This window comes from Streptomyces sp. B21-105 (genome assembly GCF_036898465.1).
In the GTDB taxonomy this organism is placed as follows: Bacteria; Actinomycetota; Actinomycetes; order Streptomycetales; family Streptomycetaceae; genus Streptomyces.
The window spans coordinates 7,707,249-7,728,519 of record NZ_JARUMJ010000001.1 but is presented as its reverse complement, the minus strand read 5'-3'; the positions used below and the strand labels follow the sequence as shown (position 1 = coordinate 7,728,519).

Sequence of the window (21,271 nt, the reverse complement as noted above, 5' to 3'; positions counted from 1 at the left end):
CCAACTCGTTCCGGCCGCATCTCAGCCGACGGCCAGATCGGGGCGCACCAAGGTCCCCGACCTCCCGTGAACGATCTCGTACGCCGCGTCGAGGGAACCGATGGCGGCCAGTCCCCCGGTGCGTTCGACGAACCGGGCGGCTGCCTCCGTCTTGGGGCCCATGGAGTCGGCGGGGAAGCCTGCGCGGCGCAGGTCGTCGGGGGTGGCGTCGAGGACGGGCCGCGGGTCATGGGTGCCGTAGCCGGTGTAGACGCATGGAACGTCCGTGAGGATGAGCAGGAAGTCGGCCTTGAGTTCCTCGGCGAGCAGGGCGGCGGTGAAGTCCTTGTCGACGACCGCGTCCACTCCGTTCAGCGCGCCGGTGTCCTTGTCGGCGGTGACGGGCACGCCTCCGCCGCCGGCGCAGATGACGAGCGCTCCGCAGGTGAGCAGGTCGTGGATGGTCTCGGTCTCGACGATGCCCTCGGGCATGGGTGAGGCGACGACTTGGCGCCACCCGGTGGCGTCCTTGGCGATGTGCCAGCCGCGCCTTCGTGCGAGGGTGCGGGCAACGTCCCGGGGATACACGGGGCCGACGCGCTTTGCGGGTCGTGCGAAGGCCGGGTCGTCGGCCCGTACCAGGGTATGGGTCACGAGTGCGGCGATCTTGTGGCCGGGCAGCGTGTCGTGCAGGGCCCGGACCAGCAGCGAGCCGATCAGGCCCTCGGTCTGGGCTCCCAGAAGGTCCAGCGGATAGGGGGTGGTCAAGACCGGGTCGGCCGCGCTCTCCATGGCGAGCAGGCCGATCTGCGGCTCGTTGCCGTGGGTGAGGACGATCTCGTGTTCGAGAGCGAGAGCGGCGACGGCGGTGGTCACCCGGTCGATGTTCGCCTGCTGCACGGCCGCGTCGGGGCGTTCGCCCCGCCGCAGCAGGGCGTTGCCGCCGAGAGCGATGACGATGCGCATGGCTTGAGTTCCTCCATGGGGGCCACAAGTACGGCCTTGATGGTGTCCAGTCGGCGTCCTGCCGTTGACCTGGAAGGGCAGCTAAAGGCATCCGGGCTCAGCGATGGACCGGGGTCCGATCAGATCGGCGTGGCGCCTCGGTCGCATGCACGACGGCCGACCGGCGACGGATGCGGGCGCCGCTGTGTCCGCAGCGCCAGCGCGTCGAGCGCGGCGCTGAGCACAAAAGTGACCGCGGTGGGGATCACCAGGAGAACCGCGAACAGCCTCCAGAACTCCGAGGTAAGTGACGTACCCACAATGCACACCTCCTTCTGCCGAGTCGTCGCTCGTCTTCATCGAACATCCGGGACCGTTCAAGCACATGGTGCCGAAGGACCCGGACGTGGTGCCGGGTGGCCCGGCCATGGGGCCGGGTGGCCCATCGCCCGGCACGGGGCACGGGAGCACGCTGGACGTGGCAGGTTCGCACGCCCTGACTGGAGGCACGTCATGCACGCTCGCGCCACGGCCGGCATGCTGCAGGCACTGCCGGCCGAGCACCGCCATCGGCTGATGCGCTTCGCCCGGGAGGTGTCGTTCCCGCAGGGCACCCGCCTCTTCGAGGAAGGCGGCACGGCGGATCGGTTCTGGATCATCCGTACCGGCACCGTCGCCCTCGACATGCACGTGCCCGGCCGCCGGGCAGCCGTCATCGAGACCCTCGGACACAACGAACTCATCGGATGGTCCTGGCTGTTCACCCCGCACAGCTGGCACCTGGGCGCCGAGGCGACCAGCCCGGTGCGCGCCTACGAGTTCGACGCCACCACGATCCGGTCGATGTGCCAGGACGACCCCGCGCTCGGCGCGAGCGTCGCCGGGTGGGTGGGCGGTGTCCTCGCCCACCGCCTGCGCTCGGCCCGCACCCGGCTGCTGGACCTGTACGCCCCCTACGGCAGCGGCAGCCTCCTGTGACCGCGCCGAGTGGAAGCGACCGTCGCCAGGGAGGCATCATGCACGGCACCCCACACATCGTCAGCGACGTGATGACCCACACCGTCGCCGCCATCGGCCGTGGTGCCTCGTTCAAGGAGGTCGTGCGGATGATGCACGACTGGAAGGTCAGCGCCCTGCCCGTCCTGGAGGGCGAGGGCCGCGTTGTCGGGGTCGTCTCCGAGGCCGACCTGCTGCATAAGGAGGAGTTCCGCGACAGCGACCCCGACCGGTACACCCAGCTGCGGCGTCTGTCCGACCTCGCGAAGGCCGGCGCGGTGACCGCCGGGGAACTGATGACCTCTCCGGCCCTCACCGTCCAGGCCGACGCGACGCTTGCCCAGGCCGCGCGGGCCTTGGCGCGCGCCAAGGTCAAGCGGCTGCCGGTCGTCGACGAACTGGGCATGCTGCAGGGCATCGTCAGCCGCGCCGACCTGCTGAAAGTGTTCCTGCGCGACGACGAGGACATCACCGAGGAGGTCCGCCGGGAAGTGGTCTCGTACCTTTTCCCCGCGCCGACCTCAGCCGTACGTGTGACGGTGCGGGACGGGGTCGTGACGCTCAGCGGCCGCATCCGGGACACGTCCCTGGTCCCCGTGGCAGCGCGCCTGATCCGGGCCGTTGAGGGGGTCGTGGACGTGGAGTTCGATGTCTCCGAACACGGCCGTTCCTCGGAGACGGCCCCTGCCCCGTCGAGTCACAGCGAGGACGCCTCACCGTCGTGAATCGCCCCGAGTGAACGTTGCAACATCGCGGCGAAGACCTGGCGGCGTTGCGCACGTCCCCGTCGAGCGCGCACCGTCCCTCTGGCCACCACGGCCGCTCCTCGTTGCTGCCTTAGACGTCATCTCATTTGGCCGACTCGGTAGGCTGTGGCTCGTGGGGATCGTTGAGCGGCTGGTGCCGGATGAGTTGTGGGAGTTGTTCCAGCGAGTGGTGCCGGAGGCGCCCTCGCGGCCTCAAGGCGGTGGCCGGCGCCGTCATGGCGATCGTGAGGTTCTTGCCGCGATCGTGTTCGTGGCCACGTCAGGCTGTACCTGGCAGCAGCTGCCGTCCGCGTCATTCGGGCCGTCGGGAGCGACGGCCCATCGACGCTTTGCCGAGTGGTCGAAGGCCCGCGTCTGGGCCAAGCTCCACCGCCTGGTCCTCGACGAGCTCGGCGTTCGTGGCGAATTGGACTGGTCCCGGTGTGCGATCGACTCGGTGAACATGCGGGCCTTGAAAAGGGGGACATGACAGGTCCGAATCCTGTCGACAGGGGCAAGTACGGGTCGAAGATCCACCTCATCACCGAGCGGACCGGTCTGCCCCTCTCCGTCGGAATCTCAGGGGCGAACCTGCACGACAGCCAGGCCCTGATCCCCCTGGTGAAGGGCATACCGCCCATCCGCTCCCGCCGCGGGCGTCGGCGACGCAGGCCGGACAAGCTCCACGCCGACAAAGGCTACGACTACGCCCACCTGCGGCGATGGTTATCCAGCCGAGGCATCCGGCATCGCATCGCCCGTAAGGGCGTCGAGACTTCGCAACGACTCGGCCGCCACCGCTGGACCATCGAACGCACCATGGCCTGGCTCGCCGGCTGCCGGCGCTTGCACCGACGCTACGAGCGCAAAGCCAGCCACTTCCTCGCCTTTACCAGCATCGCCTGCACCCTCATCTGCTACCGCAGGCTCACCAAATGAGATGGTTTCTTAGGAGCTGAGGGCCGCCAGGCCGACTGGACAGCGTGCGGGGTCGACTACTGCACGGTGCACAACACGCTGCGGCAGCCTCCGGGAATCCCCGCGGAGTTCGGCTGTCTCTCTTAATCGCCGCGGTTACGGTTCAAGGCCCTTCGGCCTCTGCGCACGCCCCCAGGCCCACGCAGGGCTGGTGGCGTCCCGTTGGGGTGGAAGGCGGACCGCCATGGAACAAGTGATTCTTGAGCGAGGCCAAGATGGTCGTGTGCGCCCTGCGCCGGGAGGATGTCGCCGACTCTCGAACGGCCGGCTCGCCCCTTCCTGCGAACGTCGAAGCTGCGGCCCGGCCGCTCGTGTTCGTCTCGGACGATCTCTCCGCCCCTCGCCGCTCCGAGGGGGTCACGCTCGGCGTGCACGCCTGGTCGCTTCCCGCGTGGGCTGCCGAACTGCCCTTCGCCATACCGGAGGAGGAGCGGGCCGCCTGGGAGGACCAGGAGGTGCAGCAGCTCGCCGATGCGCTGCAGCGTGAGAGACATCCGGAGGTACCAGTGCTCCAGGACGCCGTCCTGTTCATGCCGGCGCAGGCCCTGCTCCACTGCTCCGCGGGCGCCGCACTGGTCGTGATGGGCCGGAAGCCCGGCGCCGAGTGGCGGTACGTGATTGGGTCCCTGTTGCGAGAGGCCACGTGCCCCGTAGCCGTGGTGCCGTCGTAGGCGCGGCCACGCGGCGACCCCGGTGCCGGACACCGGGGTCTGGACGGAGCGGAGCACTCCGGCCCGCCCTCATGTGTGCGTCAGCTCGTCGGCGACATGTGCCGCCCACGTCTCGATCGCGGTGAAGTCTCGGAAGTCTCCGCCCTTTCCGTCGCGGAGGATCATCCGAGCGACCCATCCCTTCGCACCCTCCTCCAGGCAGCCTCCGAAGGTGACGTGCTCCTTGGCGTCGAGCTCGACCATGGCCTTCTTCACGCCGGGTGCGGGCGGGATGTCCCGCTCCGAGGCCGAGGCGTCGAGCGGGCCGCTGCTGAACAGCCACAGTGGGCGTTCGGCCAAGTCGTGGCGGTGCCGACGCAGGAACCGGCGGGCGTGCTTCTGCCAGCGTCCGGCGTACAGTCCGCCACCCACGACCACTGCGTCATACGACGCCACACTCGTCACGGACTGGGCCGGAAGGGACTCGACCGTCAGCCCGTACTTGCGCAGGACGTCGGCGATGGCTTCGGCGATCTGCGCCGTCGATCCGTTCGTGGTTCCGTACGTGACCAACACGGTGCCGATCATGGCGGTACGCCTCCTCTCATACTCGGCGCAGCCAGTCGTCGGCCACGCCGTGCAGCGCCTGCTCCTGGGGGCGCAGGTGCGCGTCGTCCAGTCGGTAGGTAAGCCTGTCGACCACGCCGACCACGCCGCCGATCCGCCGGGTCGTCGACAGGGCGATCTCCGTCTCGCTCTTGCGTTCCATGTGGCCGGTGAGGGTGACGACGCCTTCCACCACGGACACGTCGATGCTGCGGGGCGGCAGCCACAGGGTGCGCACCAGTACGTCCTCGATCACCTCATCGCGGAGTTCCCCATCGGGCCGCAGGAATACCTGGAGCAGGTCGCGGCGGGTGACGATGCCGACCAGCCGGTCCGTCTCGTCGAGCACCGGCAGACGTTCCACCTGGTGCTGGGCCATGGTGCGGGCGGCCTCGACGATGGTGTCGTCGGCGTGCGCGGTGACGGGCGGCTCGGTCATCAGCCGGCCGGCGGTGCGGGCGTGCACCTTCGCCGCCTGCCGTCGGGCACCGCGCGTCAGCCCGTGGAGGAGCGCGAAGCGACGGCGCGGTTCGTACAGTTCGGGAGTGGCCGCCTGGCGTGCCACCAGGTCCGTTTCGGAGATGACGCCGATGACCTTGTCGTCCTCGTCGACCACCGGCAGCCCGCTGATCCGGTGGGCCGCGAGCAGCCTGGCGACCTCCTTGAACGGGGTGCCGTAGGTGGCGCGGACGACGTCCGTGGTCATCACGGAGCCGACCTTGTTGTGCTTCATGTCCGTTCCCTCCTCAGCGGAGTCGGCGCAGATAGGGGTCCTGGGGCCTGCACGGCACCAGGCGGATCCGCGCGTCCAGCACGGTGACGCCGCCCGGCGTCGCGAGGACCGGGTTGAAGTCGGTCTCGGCGAGCTGCGGCAGGTCCGCCGCCATTCGGGACAGCCGCAGCAGCAGCTGCTCCAGCTCCTCGAGGTCGACGGGTCCGTCGCCGTGCGCGCCGAACAGAAGCGGGGCGCAGCGCGGGGAGGTGATCAGGTCGTGCACGTCGTGGTCAGTGAGCGGGGCGAGACGGGCCGCGTGGTCGGCCAGGACCTCTGTGGCCGTACCGCCGAGCCCGAACAGAACGAGCGGGCCGAAGACCTGGTCCTGGACGACGCCCGCGAACAGCTCGGTACCGCGGACGGCGAGCGGCTGCAGTACGACACCGGTCATCAGCCCGGCGAAGCGGGCTTCCAGGTCGCGGAAGGCGGCTCGAATTTCGGAATCGCCGCGCAGGTCGAGGTGGACGGCGTGCTGCTGGCTTTTGTGCACCAGCCCGGGCCAGTGGGCCTTCATTACCACCCGGCCATCGCTGCCGCGCAGCCGGTCGGCGGCCAGGGCGGCGTCGTCCTCCGTCTCGGCCCAGGCCCAGGGGATCTGCGGGATGCCGTAGCAGGCCAGCAGGTCGGCGCAGGTACGCGGGTCCAGCCAGCCGCCGTCGGGGTGTGCGGCGAGGTAGGTCTCGACGATGGTGCGGGCTCGTTCCGCCTCGACGCCGTCGGGGTCGGGGACGGTCCCGGCGGGACGGGCGAGCCAGGCCGCGCGGTGGGCGGCGTGCGCCAACGCCCGTGCCGCCGCCTGGGGTTCGGCGTACGACGGGATGGTGCCGCCCTCTGCAGCGGGCAACAGCTCTACGGGCAGGCCCTGTTCGAGCCGTACCACGACGATCGGCTTCGCCCTCCGGCCGGGGATGGGGGTCCCCCCGCTCGAGCGCAGCCGAGAGTGGGTGAGGGTGAGGGCCCGGACGAGGTCGTCACCAGTCGCCGCGGCGACCGCCGTGGGGACCAGGGCGACGAGGACGGCGTCGACACCGCCGAACCGCACGATCCGGTCCACGCAGTCCGTGAGCTGTTCCTCCGTGACGGCGGCGGTGGCGTCGACCGGGTTGCCCACCGCAGCCCCCTCCGGCAGCACGGCGAGCAGGTCGTCGATCAGTTCCGGTGTGGGGTCCGGGAGCGACAGTCCGGCTTCGGCGCAGGCGTCGGCCGCGAGGACACCGGCCCCGCCCGCGTTGGTGACGATCGCCACCCTGCTGCCTGGCGGCAGTGGCTGCGAGTGCAACAGCGCGGCGGTCTCGAGGAGTTCGCCGATCGACCGGGTTGCGGTGATGCCGGCCTGGGTGAAGAGCGCGCCGCGGGTCATCGTGCGGGTGGCGGCGGCCGCTGTGTGCGAGGCGGCAGCGCGCCGGCCCGCGTCGGTGCGCCCGGCGTCGACGGTCAGTACGGGCATACGGCGGGTCACGCGCCGGGCGGTGCGGGAGAACGCCCGTGGACTGCCGAACGACTCCAGGTGCAGCAGGGCGAGGTCGGTGCGGCCGTCGTTCTCCCACCACTGAAGCATGTCGTTGCCGCTGACGTCGTACTTGTCGCCGAGAGAGGCGAAGGAAGAGACGCCGATACCGAGCCGGGACAGCCCGTCGAGCAGGGCGATGCCGACGCCGCCGGACTGCACAGCGACGCCCGCGGTGCCGGGGCGCGGATGTCCGGCAGCGAACGTGGCGTCCAGGCTCAGTTGCGGGTCGGTGTTGGCGATGCCGAGGCAGTTGGGGCCGACGAGGCGCATGCCGTACGAACGGCAGGACGCCAGCAGGGCTTGGGCCTGGTCGGCGTGAATGCCTGCGGTGACGACGAGGAGGGCGCGTACGCCCGCCTTGCCGCACTCCTCGGCTGTCTCCGGGATCGCGGCGGCAGGTACGGCGAGCACCGCGAGGTCAGGTGTCTTGGGCAGGGCGCTGACCGACGAGTAGGAGGGCACGCCGAGAATCGCGTGCGCGGCGGGGTTCACCGCGAACAGGCGCCCGGTGTAACCGCCCGAGTGCAGCTGGTGCAGGATCGCCCGGCCCACCGAACCCGGCTTGCGCCCGGCGCCTATGACGGCGACCACCTTCGGCCGCAGCAGCGGCTCCAGGCTGGCGACATCGGCGGCCCGGCCGCGTTCCTCGACCGCCGTGAGGTAGCTGTCGCTCTGGTCGAGGACGATGGTGCAGCGCACCTCCGGGCCCTCGAAGCGGCGGTCCGTGCGTAGACCGAGGTCGGCGAAGAGCTTCAACACCTCGTGGTTCTCACTGAGCGCGTCGGCCGTGAAGGTCGTGATGCCCTCCGCGCGGGCGGCCGAGACGAGGTGCTCGACGAGCAGGGTCCCCACGCCCCGGTGGTGCAGCCCGTCGGCGACAGCGATGGACACTTCGGCCGCGTCCTTCTCGTCCCCTGTGTCGTACTCGGCGAGGCCGATCACCTGGCCCTGCGTCTCGGCCAGCAGCGCCCGGTAGCCGGTGCGGGCCGGAGCACAGGCCCGGTCGGCGGCCAGACCGGCGGACCGGCGGCTCGCGGCGAAGAACCTCAGGCGCAGGTTCTCTGGGGACATCTCCTCGTACAGCCCCTCCAACTGATCGTGGTCGCTCGGCCTCACGGGACGGATGCACACAGTGGTGCCGTCAGCGAGCAGGGCGTGGGCGGGGGGTCGGTCGGTCACGTCGTGCGTCATCGCGGGACTCCTCCAAGCCTCTTGTCATTTCGAGCATCCGGCGGATCGGGGGGTGGTCCCATGGGCTGTCCGGGGGCGATGTGAGGGCCGGTAGGCCCAAGATTTCGCCGGTCGTCCCCGGCAGGCGCCGGGAGGCATGCCTGACGGTGCACGTTCAGGGTGCGCCGCTCCCCGCCGGTCAGTACGGTGCTGTCCCGTCTTCGACCGGGGCACCAGTGACTACGTTGAAGTCATCGACGGAACCCATCGGGCGATGGAGGCGGCATGGCCGGCAAGAAGGCGGCGAAGGTGCCGCGCGCGGCATACGAACGGGAACTGCTGCGCCTGCAGACGGAGCTGGTCAAGCTGCAGGAGTGGGTGCGTGCGGAGGGCACCCGGCTGGTCGTCGTCTTCGAGGGCCGGGACGCGGCGGGCAAGGGCGGCACCATCAAACGGGTCGCGGAACATCTCAACCCCCGCGTCGCCCGGATCGTGGCCCTGCCCAAGCCGACCGAGCGCCAGCGCACGCAGTGGTACTTCCAGCGGTACGTCGAGCATTTGCCGGCGGCGGGGGAGATCGTGCTGTTCGACCGGTCCTGGTACAACCGGGCCGGAGTCGAGCACGTGATGGGCTTTTGCACCGAGGAGGAGCATCAGCTCTTCCTGCGCCAGTGCCCGATCTTCGAGCGGATGCTGCTGGAGGACGGGATTTTGCTGCGCAAGTACTGGTTCTCGGTGAGCGACACGGAGCAGCAGGAGCGCTTCCGGCGCCGGATGGAGGATCCGACGCGGCGCTGGAAGCTGTCCCCGATGGACCTGGAGTCCATCACCCGCTGGGAGGCGTATTCCCGGGCCAAGGACGAGATGCTGGTGCACACCGACATCCCGGAGGCTCCCTGGTTCGTCGTCGAGAGCGACGACAAGCGCCGGGCGCGGCTGAACATGATCGCCCACCTGCTGGACTCCGTGCCCTACCAGGAGGTGCCGCCGCCGGTGCTGGAGCTGCCGGAGCGGCCGCCGTCGACCGGCTACCAGCGCCCGCCGCGCGATCTGCAGACCTACGTCCCCGATCACGCGGCGAGCCTCTGAGGCACCGGTCAGGCGTCGTACGCCCGGTGCGGTACGACGGCGACCGGGCAGGCGGAGTGGTGCAGCACCGCATGGGCGACCCGACCGAGCTGAAGCCCGAAGCGCCCCTCGCTGCGCCGAGCGCCGACGACCAGCAGGTCGGCCTCGTGCGAGGCGTCCACGAGCACCCGGCGGGCATGGCCCTCGACGGTGCGCCGGCGCACATCGATGTCCGCCGGGACATTCTGCAACGCCGCTCCCAGTTCCTCGACCGCCCGCTCCTCGTGCAGGCGGGCGGGTTCACCGGCCATGAGTGGGTGGTCGGTGGTCTCGTGCGCGGGGCATCGCCAGGCCCGCGCGGCCTCCAAGGGCACCCCGCGTCGCCGTGCCTCCTCGACGGCGAAGCGCACGGCCGCCGACTCCTTCACGTCCTCGCCGACGCCCACGACGACGCGGCCACGTACCGGGGGCGTCGCCTGGTTGTCGTGGCTGCCGCGCAGCACGATCACCGGGCAGTCGGCGTGGGCGGCGACGGCCAGGCTGACGGAGCCGAGCAGCATCTCGGCGATGCCGCTGCGGCCGCGGGTGCCCACGACCAGCGCGGAGGCGTTCCGCCCCTCGCGCACCAGGGCGTACTCCGGCTCCTCGAACACCACGTCGGCAGTCACCTTCAGGTCGGGGTGCCGGGCACGTGCCCGCTGAGCAGCGGCGCCGGCGACATCCTGGGCCAACGGCAGAGCGGTCGGCTTCCCGATGTCCCGGGCGAGCGCGGCACCCTCGTACCGTTCCCACAGGCAGGCGTACACCACCCGCAACGGCACCCCGCGCAGCACGGCCTCGTCGGCCGCCCAGTCGACGGCACGCAAGCTCGGCTCGGAACCGTCCACGCCCACGACCAAGGGCCCACCGAGGGCTCGTTCCACCGCTGTGTTCATGATCTCCACTCCTTCAGAGAATGCGCTCAGTCGTGCGCGACGACGGCGACGGGGGCGGTGGCATGGTGCAGTACCGCGTGCGTCACAGGGCCGATGTGAGCGCCGATCGGGCTGCGGCGCGTCCGACGACCGACAATGACCAGCGAGGCCGCGCGGGAGGCGTCGATGACGTGGTTGGCGGGGCTGCCGCAGCGGGACACCTCGACGACCTCGATCTCCGGGTACTTCTGCCGCCAGGGGCGCAGCACCCCAGCCAGCGCGGCAGCCTCCTGCCGGCCCAGTTCGGCGTTGAGCTCGGGGTCGGCGGGGAGGCCGTAGGCGAAGTAGGGCGGAAGGTTCCAGCCGTGCACGACCCTCAGCGCGGTGTTTCGACGGGCGGCCTCCTCGAAGGCGAAAGCGATCACCGTGTCGTCGGGGTGGCCGGTGTCAAGGCCGAGGACCACGGGCCGGTACGCGGTGGCGGCGGACGGGATGCCCGCCGGATCCGCCTCGTGCTCGTCGGCGGCCTGCTCCCCGGCCCGCACCAGAATGACAGGGGTCTCCGTGTGCGCGATCACTGCCGTGCCGACGGACCCGACGAGGAATCCCCCGATCCCGCTCAGCCCGCGCGAGCCGAGGACGAGCAGCTCAGCGTCCTTCGCCGCCTCGGCCAACGCATCCGCCGGCCTGCCGGAAATCTGCTCCATCTCCACATGCACGCCGGGGTGGCGCAGGCGGAGGCCCTCGGCAGTCTCGCGCGGAATCCGCTCGCTCCAGTGCACTTGCGTCTCGGCGCTCAGGAGCGGGGCCTGCGCCATGGGCTCCGGGACGGGCTCCCAGACGTGCACCAGCCGCAGCGGCAGGCCGCGCAGCTTCGCCTCGCGCGCCGCCCACTCGGCAGCGGCACGGCTCTCGGTCGAGCCGTCGAGGCCCACGGTGACGTTGCGGGACATGTTGTCCACCTCCTGATCGGGGTTCTGAATCCAGAGTGGCGACGAGGAGAGACTCGGTGCAGAGCCCGCAGGTCCCCGGTCTGGGGCCGACAGGCCCCATCGGCCGAGGTGTCCGCGCCATCGCAGTGCCCGCGCCCGCCGGCCGCGACAGAGCGGTACGTGCGAGCAAGGCGAGGCCGGTGTCGAGCAGACCGAGGGTCACCAACCCGATCCGCCGAGAGTCGTGCACTCGGAGCCGAACCGCGTCCGAGAACACCTGGGAGCAACGGCACCCGCGGGCCGTTCGGCATCTCGCGGCCGACCAGGGTCCCGGAGGATCATGAGGTCCTTCGGCTCAAGGAGGATCATGTCCCAGAGCTCGGTCGGCCGTACTCCAGGGTGGCGCCGCCTGGTGCCCGGGCTCGGTGCCCTGTTCGGCTATCGGCGCTCGTGGCTGGGGGGTGACGTCCTGGCCGGGGTGACAGTGGCCGCGTATCTCGTACCCCAGGTGATGGCGTACGCGGGGGTGGCCGGCCTGCCGCCGGTCGCCGGACTGTGGGCGATCCTGCCTGCGTTCGCCCTGTACACCCTGCTGGGCTCCTCCCGCCTGCTCTCGGTCGGCCCGGAGTCGACGACCGCACTGATGACGGCGACTGTGGTCGGGCCACTCCCCGTCGGAGATCCGGCCCGATACGCAACCCTGGCAGCCACCCTCGCGATCGCGGTCGGCTTGTTGTGCGTGCTGGCATGGGCGGCGCGGCTCGGCTTCATCGCTGACCTGCTGTCCCGGCCGGTGCTGATCGGGTATCTGGCGGGCGTGGCACTGATCATGATCGTGGACCAGCTTCCCAAACTGACCGGTGTCCGGACGACAGGCTCAGCCTTCTTCTCCCAACTGTGGTCGTTCGCAGGGCATTTGTCGCGGCTCCACCTGGCCACGGTGTTGTTCGCCGTCGCGGCGCTCGGGGTCCTCTTCACAGTGGCCCGCTTCTTCCGCGCCGTCCCCGGTCCCCTGCTCGCCGTGGTGTTCGGCACGGCGGCCGTGTCCGTCTTCGACCTCGACGGCGAATATGGCATCAAGGTGATCGGCGACGTCCCCTCGGGCCTGCCCACCGTGGCTCTGCCGGACCTGGCCGAACTGCCGCACCTGGTGCTCCCCGCCTTGGGCGTCCTCCTGGTCGGCTACACGGACTTCATCCTCACCGCACGGGCCTTCACCAAGCGCGACGACGGGAGCTCCGGGCTCGACCCCAACCAGGAGTTCCTCGCGCTGGGCGCCGCCAACCTCGGCGCGGGCCTGGTGCACGGCTTCCCGGTCAGCAGCAGTGCCAGCCGTACCGCGCTGGCCTCCTCAGCCGGGGGGCGCAGTCAGGCGTACTCGCTGGTGGCCGGCGCGGCCGTCCTGTCGGTCCTGCTCTTCCTGAGCCCTCTGCTGACCCGCACGCCCACGGCGGTCCTCGGCGCGCTCGTCGTGTACGCGGCCGTCCGCATGATCGACCTGGCGGGCTTCCGACGGCTGGCGTCCTTCCGCCGCCGGGAACTGCTACTGGCGCTCGGCTGCCTGGCCGGGGTGCTCGCCCTGGACATCCTGTACGGCGTGCTGGTCGCCGTCGGTCTGTCCGTGGCCGAACTGCTCACTCGGGTGGCCCGCCCGCACGACGCCATCGAGGGCCTGGTGCCCGGCGTGGCCGGCATGCACGACGTCGACGACTACCCGCAGGCCCGCACCATCCCCGGCCTACTCGTCTACCGCTACGACTCCCCGCTCTTCTTCGCCAACGCGGAGGACTTCCGCCACCGGGCCCTGGCCGCACTCGACGCACAGACCCAACCGGTCCGCTGGTTCGTCCTCAACACCGAGGCCAATGTGGAGGTCGACATCACCGCCCTGGACGCGGTCGACGAACTCCGCCGCGAACTCGCCCACCGCGGCATCGTCTTCGCCCTCGCCCGGGTCAAGCAGGACCTGCTGGACGACCTGACAGCGTACGGCCTGGCGGACACCGTCGGCAGCGAGCGGATCTTCCCCACCCTGCCGACAGCCGTGACCGCATACAGGGAGTGGTCCCGCGATCAGTAAGCCGCCCGGGGATCCGTCGTCCACAGCACGACGCTTGCAGGGTGCCTGACGATGTCGCCGCTGTCGGCGCTCGCCCAGGACGCAGCGGACAGGGCCGACAGGAGGTCGACCCGGTGCCGTGCGGCCCTGCGGCGGGGCGGGTTGTGGGGCCGATGTTCCTGAATCAATGGGGCCGTTCGGCCCCTCTTCGCCCAGCGCCGTGAAACAGCGCCGAAACGCAGCCAGGTGCCTGCTACACAGAAGATGCCGCCCGATGCGATGCGGCTGTCCTTCCCACCTCATCCCTTGCCCGGGAGGCTTCATGCTGTCCGCAGAATCCGCCGCCGTCGTCCGTGCCACCCTGCCCGCCGTGGCCGGAGCGCTCGACGAGATCACGACACGCTTCTACGGCGCGATGTTCCGCGACCGGCCGGAACTACTCGACGGGATGTTCAACCGCGGCAACCAGGCCAGCGGAGCCCAGCGCCGCGCACTGGCCGGCTCGATCGCCGGGTTCGCGACCACGCTCCTCGACGACCCGGACACCCGCCCGGACACCCTGCTGGACCGCATCGCGCACAAACACGCCGCGGTCGGCGTCACCGACGACCAGTACACCATCGTGCACAAGTACCTGTTCGGCGCGATAGCGGAGGTACTCGGCGACGCGGTCACCCCGGAGGTGGCGGCCGCCTGGGACGAGGTCTACTGGCTGATGGCCGGCGCCCTGATCGGCCGTGAGGCCCGCCTGTACCAGGACGCGGGCGTCCAGCCCGGCCAGGTCTGGCGGCAGTGGACGGTCGTCGAGCGCCGCACCGAGACCCCGGACGTGGTGTCCTTCGTGCTGCGCCCCGCCGACGGCGAACCGGCGCCGCGGGCGCGGGCAGGCCAGTACGTGAGCGTGCGGGTCCTGATGGCCGACGGGGTCCGCCAGCTGCGGCAGTACAGCCTGTCCTCCGACCCGGGCGGGGATCTGCGGCGCATCACCGTCAAGCGGGTCGCCGGCACGGCCGACGCGCCGGACGGCGAGGTCTCCAACCTGCTGCACGGCCAGGTCCACGAGGGCGACGAACTGACGCTCTCCGCTCCCTTCGGCGACGTCTTCCTCGACGACCCGGCCGACGCCGCCACTCCGGTCGTACTGGTCTCCGCGGGCATCGGCGGCACCCCCATGACCAGCATCCTGGCCCACCTCACGGCCCTCGGTTCGACCCGCCCGGTGCTGGTCCTGCACGCCGACCGCTCCCCCGCCGACCACGCCCTGCGTACCGAGACGGGCGAGCTGGTCGAGCAACTGTCGGGCGCCCGCGCGGTCTTCTGGTACGAGCGCCCCGGTTCGGAGGAACCTGGCGCCCGCGAGGGCCTGATGAACCTCGACGGTATCGAACTGCCCGACGGCGCCACGGTATTCCTGTGCGGCCCGCTCCCGTTCATGCGCGACATCCGCGGACAGCTGCTGCGCGCCGGGGTTCCGGCACAGCGCATCCGCTACGAGGTCTTCGGCCCCGACCTGTGGCTGCCCGGCCCGGCGGCCTGAACGAGGTCGGACATCCCACCGCACTTCCAGGAGAGGAACCGACATGACCAGCAAGGACACCCAGGCCACCACTGCCATCGTGCTGCTGCGCTCGGACGGAGAGGTGGACGAGGACACCCTGGTCTACGCCCGCACGAAGATCGACGCCGTCGTGGACCGGCCGGGACTGCCTCCCGTCACCGGTGAGGTGCGGATCACGAGAGCAGCCGCCCACCACGCAGACCGTCCCTGGTCGGCGACGGCCACCCTGCACGTCGGGCGGCGTGAAGTGGTCGTGCTCGCCGAAGAAGCCACCGGCCGAGAGGTCGTCGACCAGCTCCAAGACCGGCTGCGCCGCCAGACCGACAAGGCGATCCACACCGGGCACCACGGCCACCACGCACCGGCACCGCCGTGGCGCGGCGGGGCCACTGAGCCACGCCCTACTGAAGACAGCGGCAGCGCGGCGGACTCTCACCCGGCGTGAGCCCACGGTGAGTACAGCCCGGTCGGTGACGGTCCACCGACCGGGCATCTGTGCTTCCCCACGCCTGTGCATGGGAGCCCACATCCCGGGCCGTTCGGACCAGACGGATGACCAACGGCCCACTGACAGCGCTCGCAGGCGCAGGAAACGCTGGTGTTGTGCGGTTCCCGATCGACGGGCGATAACGAGGAGTTGTGTGATGGCAAAGGCGTATCTGGTGGGCAGCGGTATCGCGGCGCTCGCCGCAGCCACGTTCCTCATCCGCGACGGCGGATTCGACGGAGCGGACATCCACCTCTTCGAGGAGCAGCGGAACATCGGCGGCAGCCTCGACGCGGGCGGCACCGCCGACGCCGGCTACACCATGCGCGGCGGGCGGATGTTCGAGGCCGAGTACCGCTGCACGTACGACCTGCTGTCCGACATTCCCACCCTCGACGACCCCACGCTGTCGGTAACGCAGGAGATCCTGGCCGGACACGAGGACTTCTCGTGGGACGACATCGCACGCCTCGTCGACGGCGACGGGAAGATCGTCGACACCCGCTCGATGGGATTCTCCGAACGCGACCGACTGGACCTGGTCCGATGCCTGGCTGACCCCGAGGGACACCTGGACGGAAAGCGCATCACCGACTGCTTCGGCGAGCACTTCTTCACCACGAACTTCTGGTTCATGTGGTGCACCACGTTCGCCTTCCAGCCCTGGCACAGCGCCATCGAGTTCCGCCGATACCTCAGGCGCTTCATCCACCTCTTCCCCGAATTCGCCTCCATGTCAGGCATCTACCGCACCCGCTACAACCAACACGACTCCATCGTGCGCCCCCTGACCGCCTGGCTCCACGAACGGGGCGTCACCCTCCACACCGGCTGCCACGTCACCGACCTCGCACTCGCACCGGGCCGCAGGAGTACGAGGGTTGAGCGCATCTACCTGTCCCGTAGCGGCCGTGACGAGCAGATCGAGGTAGCCCCCGAAGACCTGGTTCTGGTGACCAACGGCTCCATGACCGACGCCTCCAGCCTCGGCTCGCACACCGCCGCACCGCCACTGGCTCCCCATCGCTCGGACGCGTGGCTGCTCTGGCACCGGCTGGCACGGGGACGCGACGACTTCGGCAACCCGGACGCCTTCGACAAGCACGTCAAGGAGTCCCGCTGGGAGTCGTTCACCGTCACCACCAAGGATCCTGCCTTCCTCAAGGCGCTGGAGGAGTTCAGCGGCCGCGAGACCGGCAAGGGCGGCTTGATGACGTTCACCGACTCCAACTGGCTGCTCACCATCGTCGCCAACCGTCAGCCCGTCTACCGCGACCAGTCCGAGGACGTCGCGGTCTGGTGGGGCTACGGCCTATTCCCCGGCCGAGCGGGCAACCACACACCCAAGCCGATGACGATGTGCTCCGGCCGGGAGATCCTCGAAGAGGTCCTGCACCACCTGCCCTTCGACGCGCCGACGGCAGCCGGTGTCCTGGAGACCTCCACCGTCGTGCCCTGCCTCATGCCCTACATCACCAGCCAGTTCCTGGCCCGCCGCCGCGACGACAGGCCACACGTCGTGCCCAAGGGATCGGTCAACCTCGCCTTCATCGGTCAGTTCGCCGAGGTGCCCGACGACGTCGTCTTCACCGTCGAGTACTCGGTCCGCACCGCCTGGACCGCGGTGGCCGAGCTCCTCAAGCTCGACAAGCAGCCGCCCGCGGTCTACAAGGGCCATCACGATCCCCACGTCCTGGCCGCCGCTCTGGAGACCATGCATCGCGGTTACTGACTTTGTTGGCGTTATGTCGTCAAGGTGAGGCCGGTTCCGGCGAGGCAGCCATCAATGACGATGCTGCGGAACTGGATCTGGCGGAGGCCCTGTCTGAGGGTGCGCATCAACTGGTCGGGGTCGGTGAAGGCGGTGTTGGCCAGGCGGCTGCGTCGCAGCAGTGACCAGATGCCTTCGACAGGGTTGAGGTGAGGTGCGTAGGCCGGCAGGAAGCAGCTGGTGATCTAGTCGTGGGAGTCGGACGAAGACCTTCACCGACCCGCGGCTCTGCGCGGCCATCGTCGACCGTCTGACTTCAACGGCGCGATCATCCAGACCGGCACGGAGTCCTACCGGCTCACCCACACCAAGGCACAGGCCGAACGCGCCGCAGCCAGCTGAATTCCTCACCGGTGAGGAACGGCGGCTGCGGAGGTGTCGATGCCATGACGTCCGCAGCCGCCCATCACCGGTCGGTTCAACCGGAGAGGTGCAGCCCCCTGCCATGATCGCCGGGAGAGCTGACAGGGCTGCCGACACAACACGTACGCCTATTGTCGTGTCACCAGGTCAACGCGCGCGGCACCCGGCAGACACGCTCACGTCAGCATCCGGCCATGCTTTTCATCCCTGCAGCCTGACACCCGTGGGACACTGGACGACGGCCGTCACCGACTTGCCCACGGCATGGATCTCGACCCGCACGTCCACCGACAGCTCCTGCACCAGACGCCAGCCGAGCCCACCCGGCCTGGTGGCATCCAAGGGCAGCGACAGCGGAGGGACGGTGCTGGCATCGTGGACCGCCACGGTCACCGTTCCAGGCCCGGCCTCCAGCCGGAACCCGGTCACCCCGCCGGCATGCCGCACCGCGTTGGTGAACAGCTCCGACACCACCAACAACACTGCGTCCACCGCCTCCTCGCCCTCCGGCGCGGCGGCAGCCAGGAACCCGTGGGCCACACCCCTGACCTGCCTAACCGCCCGAAGGTCTCTGTCATCGTCAAGGGGCCCGCGGTCCTGTTCAGTGGGATGCACCAGCACGGTCTCCGACGGCTCGGTCTTCGAGATTCCTACCGTGCCCTGGGCAGATCGGTTCATCCAGGAAACATGCAGTCGTCACTCTCACGGACGACGAACGGCGGCTCGCTGACCGGACACCAGACTGATGCCTTGCGAGATTTCGCCCCGGAGTTCGAGAACGGGGGATTTTCCGGTCAGGCACTGACGCAGCGGCACAGTGACATCGCTTCTCGGTTCTGGCACAGATCTTGGGGACCGATCGCAGAGGGTGACAGTGTCGTTCGAATATAGGGTGATCACGAGCCCAGCTGGCCGGCTCAACCACTCACCTCGTAGCCTCCGCGTATGACTGCCGATCCGTTCCAGTGCCGCTGCGTCCTCTGCCATGACTACGGTGACCGAGCTGAAGCGGACCGCATGGATCTGACGATCATCGAGAACGTGCAGCGGCACGGATGGCACGTCGTGATGGTTCCTGAGGACGACATCGGCCCTGGATTCGCCTACACGATCGGCCTCGCGCACGCTCACAACGCACCTGAGCTCGCCGTGTTCGGACTCGATATTCACGTCATGCACCGCATTCTCAACAGGCTCGGAGAGAAGTCCGTTGCGGGCGGTGTACTGGCCGGCGGCCAGAGACATCCTGACGTTGTCGACGGTCAACAAGTCGCGCTCAGGCAGGTTGATCTGCGCTGGTACCGGACCTTCTTCGGACAGGCCATCGGGTTCTACCGGCGGCCTCCTTTCCCTGTGCTGCAAGTTGCGTGGCCCGACGCGCATGAACGATTTCACTGGGACGAACAGGCTGAGGTGAGGCATCGGGAGTCACAGCCTCAGCTGTGGCTGCCACCGCGTGAACACCCTGTCGGGATTTGGACAACCGAACTCTGACCCCCTGCCGCCAGCGACGGAACAACACCGGCGCGAGAAGCTACTGGAGCAAGATCATTTTGCGGAGCAGTTCGAATCCGGCCCGACCGTAGAGCTGCCGCTTGATCTTCTTGATGCGGTTCACGGCGCCCTCGATGCTGCCAGAGCTCCAGTCCAGGGTGAGCCCAGCTGTCACGGCGTCGAGATCTCGGAGCAGGTGGAGTGCGAAGCCAGTGAGGCCGGGTAACTGGCTGGCATCGACCGCGTCGATCCAGGTGGGAAGTGTGGAGCCGAGGCGGTCGGTGAGTATCTCGCCGAAGTCGCGGACATGTCCGGCTGCCGAGTCCAGTTCGGTGCAGCGGGCCAAGACATCCTTCAGGCCGGCGCGGTCGTCCTCGCTCAGCGCGGTGGGGTGTCGGGTGAGCCAGCCGGTCACCTGCCGCACCGTCGGAGGCCGGGGCGGCGCGCCGGCCGGAGCCCCGCGGAGGGTGGCGATGTGGCTGCGGACCATCTGGTAGGTGACGGGCGCGTTGTTGGCAACGAGTTCGCTGTGGAGGTGGGTGACGCTCGTACATCCCTCGGCGAGTCGTCGCTCCAGGTAGGGCTTGTAGGGGTCCAGCCTGCTGGGTCGGGGCCGGTTCTCGCGGATGGTGTCCTGCCAGCGTGCGGCGTTCGCGTATCGGAGCACGGTGTTGAGGCCCCAGCCCAGGTGCCGGGCAATCGCTCGGCGCGAGTGACCTTGGGCAAGGAGCTCGTGGACCAAGGCGTGCGCAGCCTTCTTGCGCTCAGCGCGCCGGCCGATGGGCGCCGGGTCGTCCCGCCGTCGGCCGGAAGTCAGCCGGGTGGCCTCCGGCAACATGCTGCTGGGCGAAGGGTCGCGCAGGCAGTCGCGGTGGGCGGCAACGCAGGTTTCCACGGCTCGGCCGAGGCCCTGCCACAGGTGGAACCGGTCGGCGACCTGCAGAGCGTCCGGGGCACCGCGTCGTGCTCCCTCGGCATAGGCGCCGGCCCGGTCCCGGCAGATGATCTCCACGCCGGGGTGGCGGATCAGCCAGGCGGCCAGCGGCCCGGCTTCACGCGTCGGGAGCACGTCGACCACGCGATGGTCTTCGACGCTGGTCAAGACGGTGGAGTAGGTCTGGCCGCGGCGGATCGCGAAGTCGTCCACGCCCAGCACTCGCGGAGTGCCGAACTGGGGATCGGGCAATGCCATGACCCTGCGTAACAAGGTCATCCGGCCGGCTCCGAAGCCCAGCTGGGCCGCCAGCCGGGCGCCGGCCCGCCCGGCCAGCGCGAGCCCCACTTGCTCCAGGGCGTGGTTGAGCCGCGTGGTGAACCGTGCGTGCGGGGCAGCCAGCTGCGAGAACGGCTCGGCGAACGTCCGGCGCGGGCAGTCCGCCGACCCGCAGATGAAGCGCCGGACCGTCAGCAGGATCACAAAGCCCTGCTCAGCGAGCGGAAGATCCTTCAGCCTGCGCTGGTAGCGGTCGTGGACTCGGTCCGAGAAACGGCCGCAGTCCGGACATGCAGAGCCGGCCGTGCGGCCTCTCGCCGCCACCTCGACCGTGCCGAACGCGGCTGTGACCGCCTCGACATCCACATCGTCGATTCCGTCGAACACCAGCGAGTCCCAGAACGGCGCATCGGTCTGCATGACCAGCACCATCACCGGCCACAACGGGCTGCTGCAGCGGGCGACAGGGACCTGAGGGAGCGTCAATTTTGATCGCTGGACGACAAGGCGTACGCGGTCTCACGCGAACCCGTCTCCTCGCAATCGAACAACGGGGTAACGCTCCGCGACGACTCCCCAAGATCTGTGCCAGAACCCGCTTCTCATCGACATTGATCATGCGAATGCGCGCCAGGTGACTCCCGAACTCACGTTGATACGACATCGACGGGAAGTGACACAGCCAACCGCCCGGCGGCCCGGCACCTGGTAGCACCAGCCGTGCCGCTTGAGCAGCCCGGCAACACTCCGCACGGTGTAGCTCTTATGGAAGCGGCGCCCGATGAGGGTCTTGATCCGTGACAGGGTCCAGGTCTGGTCCGGCCAGCCGTGCGCCACCGGCCCCATGGCCAGCTCCTGCTCCAGCACGGCGAACAGCTCATCACTGAGCAGCAGCAACCCGTTCGCTGCGTGCAGGCGGCTCAGGCGGCTGTCGGTCCCGTACAGGCAGGCAAGGAGCCGACAACAGCATCACAGAGGCTCATCCTCTCTCCCACGTGGTGCCACTCCCTTGGAGCTATTCCAAGCCCCGAGGGTTGAGTCCTGACCGCCAGAGTCA

The 21,271-nt window shown here is 69.6% G+C and carries 18 protein-coding genes and 3 pseudogenes; 11 read left to right on the top strand and 10 right to left on the bottom strand.

What is annotated here, in order from left to right:
• Window positions 1–21: 21 nt before the first annotated feature.
• The gene (locus tag QA802_RS34645) at window positions 22–945 is read right to left on the bottom strand and encodes a carbamate kinase (RefSeq protein WP_334531219.1); all 924 of its coding nucleotides are present in this window, start codon (window positions 943–945) and stop codon (window positions 22–24) included.
• Between the two features lie 492 nt (window positions 946–1,437).
• Between QA802_RS34645 and QA802_RS34640 the strand changes: the two genes are divergently transcribed.
• From QA802_RS34640 to QA802_RS34625, 4 genes are all read left to right on the top strand, one after another.
• Window positions 1,438–1,902: a cyclic nucleotide-binding domain-containing protein gene (locus QA802_RS34640; RefSeq protein ID WP_334531216.1), complete on the top strand. Its 465-nt coding sequence runs from the start codon at window positions 1,438–1,440 to the stop codon at window positions 1,900–1,902.
• Window positions 1,903–1,940: 38 nt separating this feature from the next.
• Window positions 1,941–2,645, top strand: a complete 705-nt coding sequence (locus tag QA802_RS34635; RefSeq protein WP_334531213.1) for a CBS domain-containing protein — start codon at window positions 1,941–1,943, stop codon at window positions 2,643–2,645.
• A gap of 160 nt (window positions 2,646–2,805) precedes the next feature.
• Window positions 2,806–3,605, top strand: a protein-coding gene (locus QA802_RS34630; RefSeq protein ID WP_234370366.1) for an IS5 family transposase whose coding sequence is annotated in 2 segments (ribosomal slippage) — window positions 2,806–3,141 and window positions 3,144–3,605 — 798 coding nt in all. Because the reading frame shifts where the segments join, the coding sequence is not laid out codon by codon here.
• Between the two features lie 239 nt (window positions 3,606–3,844).
• A complete protein-coding gene (locus tag QA802_RS34625; protein WP_334531210.1) occupies window positions 3,845–4,315 on the top strand; it encodes a universal stress protein in 471 nt (156 codons plus the stop codon).
• Between the two features lie 69 nt (window positions 4,316–4,384).
• On the opposite strand, the gene QA802_RS34620 is transcribed toward QA802_RS34625, so the two are convergent.
• Genes QA802_RS34620 through QA802_RS34610 form a run of 3 tightly spaced genes read right to left on the bottom strand, consistent with a single transcriptional unit; the run spans window position 4,385 to window position 8,376 of the window.
• On the bottom strand, window positions 4,385–4,882 hold the full coding sequence (locus QA802_RS34620) for a flavodoxin domain-containing protein (protein ID WP_086747519.1): 498 nt from the start codon (window positions 4,880–4,882) through the stop codon (window positions 4,385–4,387).
• A 16-nt stretch (window positions 4,883–4,898) separates the two neighbouring features.
• On the bottom strand, window positions 4,899–5,633 hold the full coding sequence (locus QA802_RS34615; RefSeq protein ID WP_086747518.1) for a CBS domain-containing protein: 735 nt from the start codon (window positions 5,631–5,633) through the stop codon (window positions 4,899–4,901).
• 13 nt (window positions 5,634–5,646) lie between these two features.
• Window positions 5,647–8,376, bottom strand: coding sequence for a bifunctional acetate--CoA ligase family protein/GNAT family N-acetyltransferase (locus QA802_RS34610; RefSeq protein ID WP_334531205.1), 2,730 nt, complete (start codon window positions 8,374–8,376; stop codon window positions 5,647–5,649).
• Window positions 8,377–8,640: 264 nt separating this feature from the next.
• Here QA802_RS34610 and ppk2 point away from each other — a divergent pair, with 264 nt between their 5' ends.
• A complete protein-coding gene (ppk2, locus tag QA802_RS34605) occupies window positions 8,641–9,444 on the top strand; it encodes a polyphosphate kinase 2 (RefSeq protein ID WP_334531202.1) in 804 nt (267 codons plus the stop codon).
• An 8-nt stretch (window positions 9,445–9,452) separates the two neighbouring features.
• On the opposite strand, the gene QA802_RS34600 is transcribed toward ppk2, so the two are convergent.
• Both QA802_RS34600 and QA802_RS34595 read right to left on the bottom strand, forming a co-directional pair.
• The gene (locus QA802_RS34600; RefSeq protein ID WP_319138178.1) at window positions 9,453–10,358 is read right to left on the bottom strand and encodes a universal stress protein; all 906 of its coding nucleotides are present in this window, start codon (window positions 10,356–10,358) and stop codon (window positions 9,453–9,455) included.
• A gap of 26 nt (window positions 10,359–10,384) precedes the next feature.
• Window positions 10,385–11,290 (bottom strand): universal stress protein, encoded by a 906-nt coding sequence (locus tag QA802_RS34595; RefSeq protein ID WP_319138176.1) that lies wholly within the window; start codon window positions 11,288–11,290, stop codon window positions 10,385–10,387.
• Between the two features lie 346 nt (window positions 11,291–11,636).
• On the opposite strand from QA802_RS34595, the gene QA802_RS34590 reads away from it, so the two are divergent.
• The 4 genes from QA802_RS34590 (at window position 11,637) to QA802_RS34575 (ending at window position 17,105) form a co-directional block, all read left to right on the top strand.
• The gene (locus tag QA802_RS34590) at window positions 11,637–13,349 is read left to right on the top strand and encodes a SulP family inorganic anion transporter (protein ID WP_334531194.1); all 1,713 of its coding nucleotides are present in this window, start codon (window positions 11,637–11,639) and stop codon (window positions 13,347–13,349) included.
• Window positions 13,350–13,650: 301 nt separating this feature from the next.
• The gene (locus QA802_RS34585) at window positions 13,651–14,865 is read left to right on the top strand and encodes a globin domain-containing protein (protein WP_086747513.1); all 1,215 of its coding nucleotides are present in this window, start codon (window positions 13,651–13,653) and stop codon (window positions 14,863–14,865) included.
• Between the two features lie 43 nt (window positions 14,866–14,908).
• Window positions 14,909–15,331: a hypothetical protein gene (locus QA802_RS34580; protein ID WP_086747512.1), complete on the top strand. Its 423-nt coding sequence runs from the start codon at window positions 14,909–14,911 to the stop codon at window positions 15,329–15,331.
• 199 nt (window positions 15,332–15,530) lie between these two features.
• Window positions 15,531–17,105 carry an oleate hydratase gene (locus tag QA802_RS34575; RefSeq protein WP_334531181.1) on the top strand — a complete coding sequence of 525 codons (1,575 nt, stop codon included), beginning with the start codon at window positions 15,531–15,533 and terminating at the stop codon, window positions 17,103–17,105.
• A gap of 11 nt (window positions 17,106–17,116) precedes the next feature.
• Here the strand turns inward: QA802_RS34575 and QA802_RS34570 are convergent.
• Window positions 17,117–17,329 (bottom strand): annotated as a pseudogene (locus tag QA802_RS34570) (transposase); the annotation flags it as partial.
• A 2-nt stretch (window positions 17,330–17,331) separates the two neighbouring features.
• On the opposite strand from QA802_RS34570, the pseudogene QA802_RS34565 reads away from it, so the two are divergent.
• A pseudogene (locus QA802_RS34565) lies at window positions 17,332–17,486 on the top strand (ATP-binding protein); the annotation flags it as partial.
• A gap of 222 nt (window positions 17,487–17,708) precedes the next feature.
• Here QA802_RS34565 and QA802_RS34560 read toward each other — a convergent pair.
• On the bottom strand, window positions 17,709–18,185 hold the full coding sequence (locus QA802_RS34560) for an ATP-binding protein (RefSeq protein WP_334531178.1): 477 nt from the start codon (window positions 18,183–18,185) through the stop codon (window positions 17,709–17,711).
• 267 nt (window positions 18,186–18,452) lie between these two features.
• Between QA802_RS34560 and QA802_RS34555 the strand changes: the two genes are divergently transcribed.
• Window positions 18,453–19,001 carry a DUF4262 domain-containing protein gene (locus tag QA802_RS34555; RefSeq protein WP_334531175.1) on the top strand — a complete coding sequence of 183 codons (549 nt, stop codon included), beginning with the start codon at window positions 18,453–18,455 and terminating at the stop codon, window positions 18,999–19,001.
• Between the two features lie 40 nt (window positions 19,002–19,041).
• Here the strand turns inward: QA802_RS34555 and QA802_RS34550 are convergent, their stop codons facing one another.
• Together QA802_RS34550 and QA802_RS34545 are read right to left on the bottom strand one after the other, a co-directional pair.
• Window positions 19,042–20,634 carry an ISL3 family transposase gene (locus QA802_RS34550; protein WP_334531172.1) on the bottom strand — a complete coding sequence of 531 codons (1,593 nt, stop codon included), beginning with the start codon at window positions 20,632–20,634 and terminating at the stop codon, window positions 19,042–19,044.
• Between the two features lie 264 nt (window positions 20,635–20,898).
• Window positions 20,899–21,102 (bottom strand): annotated as a pseudogene (locus QA802_RS34545) (helix-turn-helix domain-containing protein); the annotation flags it as partial.
• Between the last annotated feature and the right edge of the window lie 169 nt (window positions 21,103–21,271).

Bases quoted from the DNA above. Each gene is read 5' to 3' on its own strand.
- QA802_RS34645 (WP_334531219.1), bottom strand. From the start codon at position 945: ATGCGCATCGTCATCGCTCTCGGCGGCAACGCCCTGCTGCGGCGGGGC.
- QA802_RS34640 (WP_334531216.1), top strand. From the start codon at position 1,438: ATGCACGCTCGCGCCACGGCCGGCATGCTGCAGGCACTGCCGGCCGAG.
- QA802_RS34635 (WP_334531213.1), top strand. From the start codon at position 1,941: ATGCACGGCACCCCACACATCGTCAGCGACGTGATGACCCACACCGTC.
- QA802_RS34620 (WP_086747519.1), bottom strand. From the start codon at position 4,882: ATGATCGGCACCGTGTTGGTCACGTACGGAACCACGAACGGATCGACG.
- QA802_RS34615 (WP_086747518.1), bottom strand. From the start codon at position 5,633: ATGAAGCACAACAAGGTCGGCTCCGTGATGACCACGGACGTCGTCCGC.
- QA802_RS34610 (WP_334531205.1), bottom strand. From the start codon at position 8,376: ATGACGCACGACGTGACCGACCGACCCCCCGCCCACGCCCTGCTCGCT.
- ppk2 (WP_334531202.1), top strand. From the start codon at position 8,641: ATGGCCGGCAAGAAGGCGGCGAAGGTGCCGCGCGCGGCATACGAACGG.
- QA802_RS34600 (WP_319138178.1), bottom strand. From the start codon at position 10,358: ATGAACACAGCGGTGGAACGAGCCCTCGGTGGGCCCTTGGTCGTGGGC.
- QA802_RS34595 (WP_319138176.1), bottom strand. From the start codon at position 11,290: ATGTCCCGCAACGTCACCGTGGGCCTCGACGGCTCGACCGAGAGCCGT.
- QA802_RS34590 (WP_334531194.1), top strand. From the start codon at position 11,637: ATGTCCCAGAGCTCGGTCGGCCGTACTCCAGGGTGGCGCCGCCTGGTG.
- QA802_RS34585 (WP_086747513.1), top strand. From the start codon at position 13,651: ATGCTGTCCGCAGAATCCGCCGCCGTCGTCCGTGCCACCCTGCCCGCC.
- QA802_RS34580 (WP_086747512.1), top strand. From the start codon at position 14,909: ATGACCAGCAAGGACACCCAGGCCACCACTGCCATCGTGCTGCTGCGC.
- QA802_RS34575 (WP_334531181.1), top strand. From the start codon at position 15,531: ATGGCAAAGGCGTATCTGGTGGGCAGCGGTATCGCGGCGCTCGCCGCA.
- QA802_RS34560 (WP_334531178.1), bottom strand. From the start codon at position 18,185: ATGAACCGATCTGCCCAGGGCACGGTAGGAATCTCGAAGACCGAGCCG.
- QA802_RS34555 (WP_334531175.1), top strand. From the start codon at position 18,453: ATGACTGCCGATCCGTTCCAGTGCCGCTGCGTCCTCTGCCATGACTAC.
- QA802_RS34550 (WP_334531172.1), bottom strand. From the start codon at position 20,634: ATGCAGACCGATGCGCCGTTCTGGGACTCGCTGGTGTTCGACGGAATC.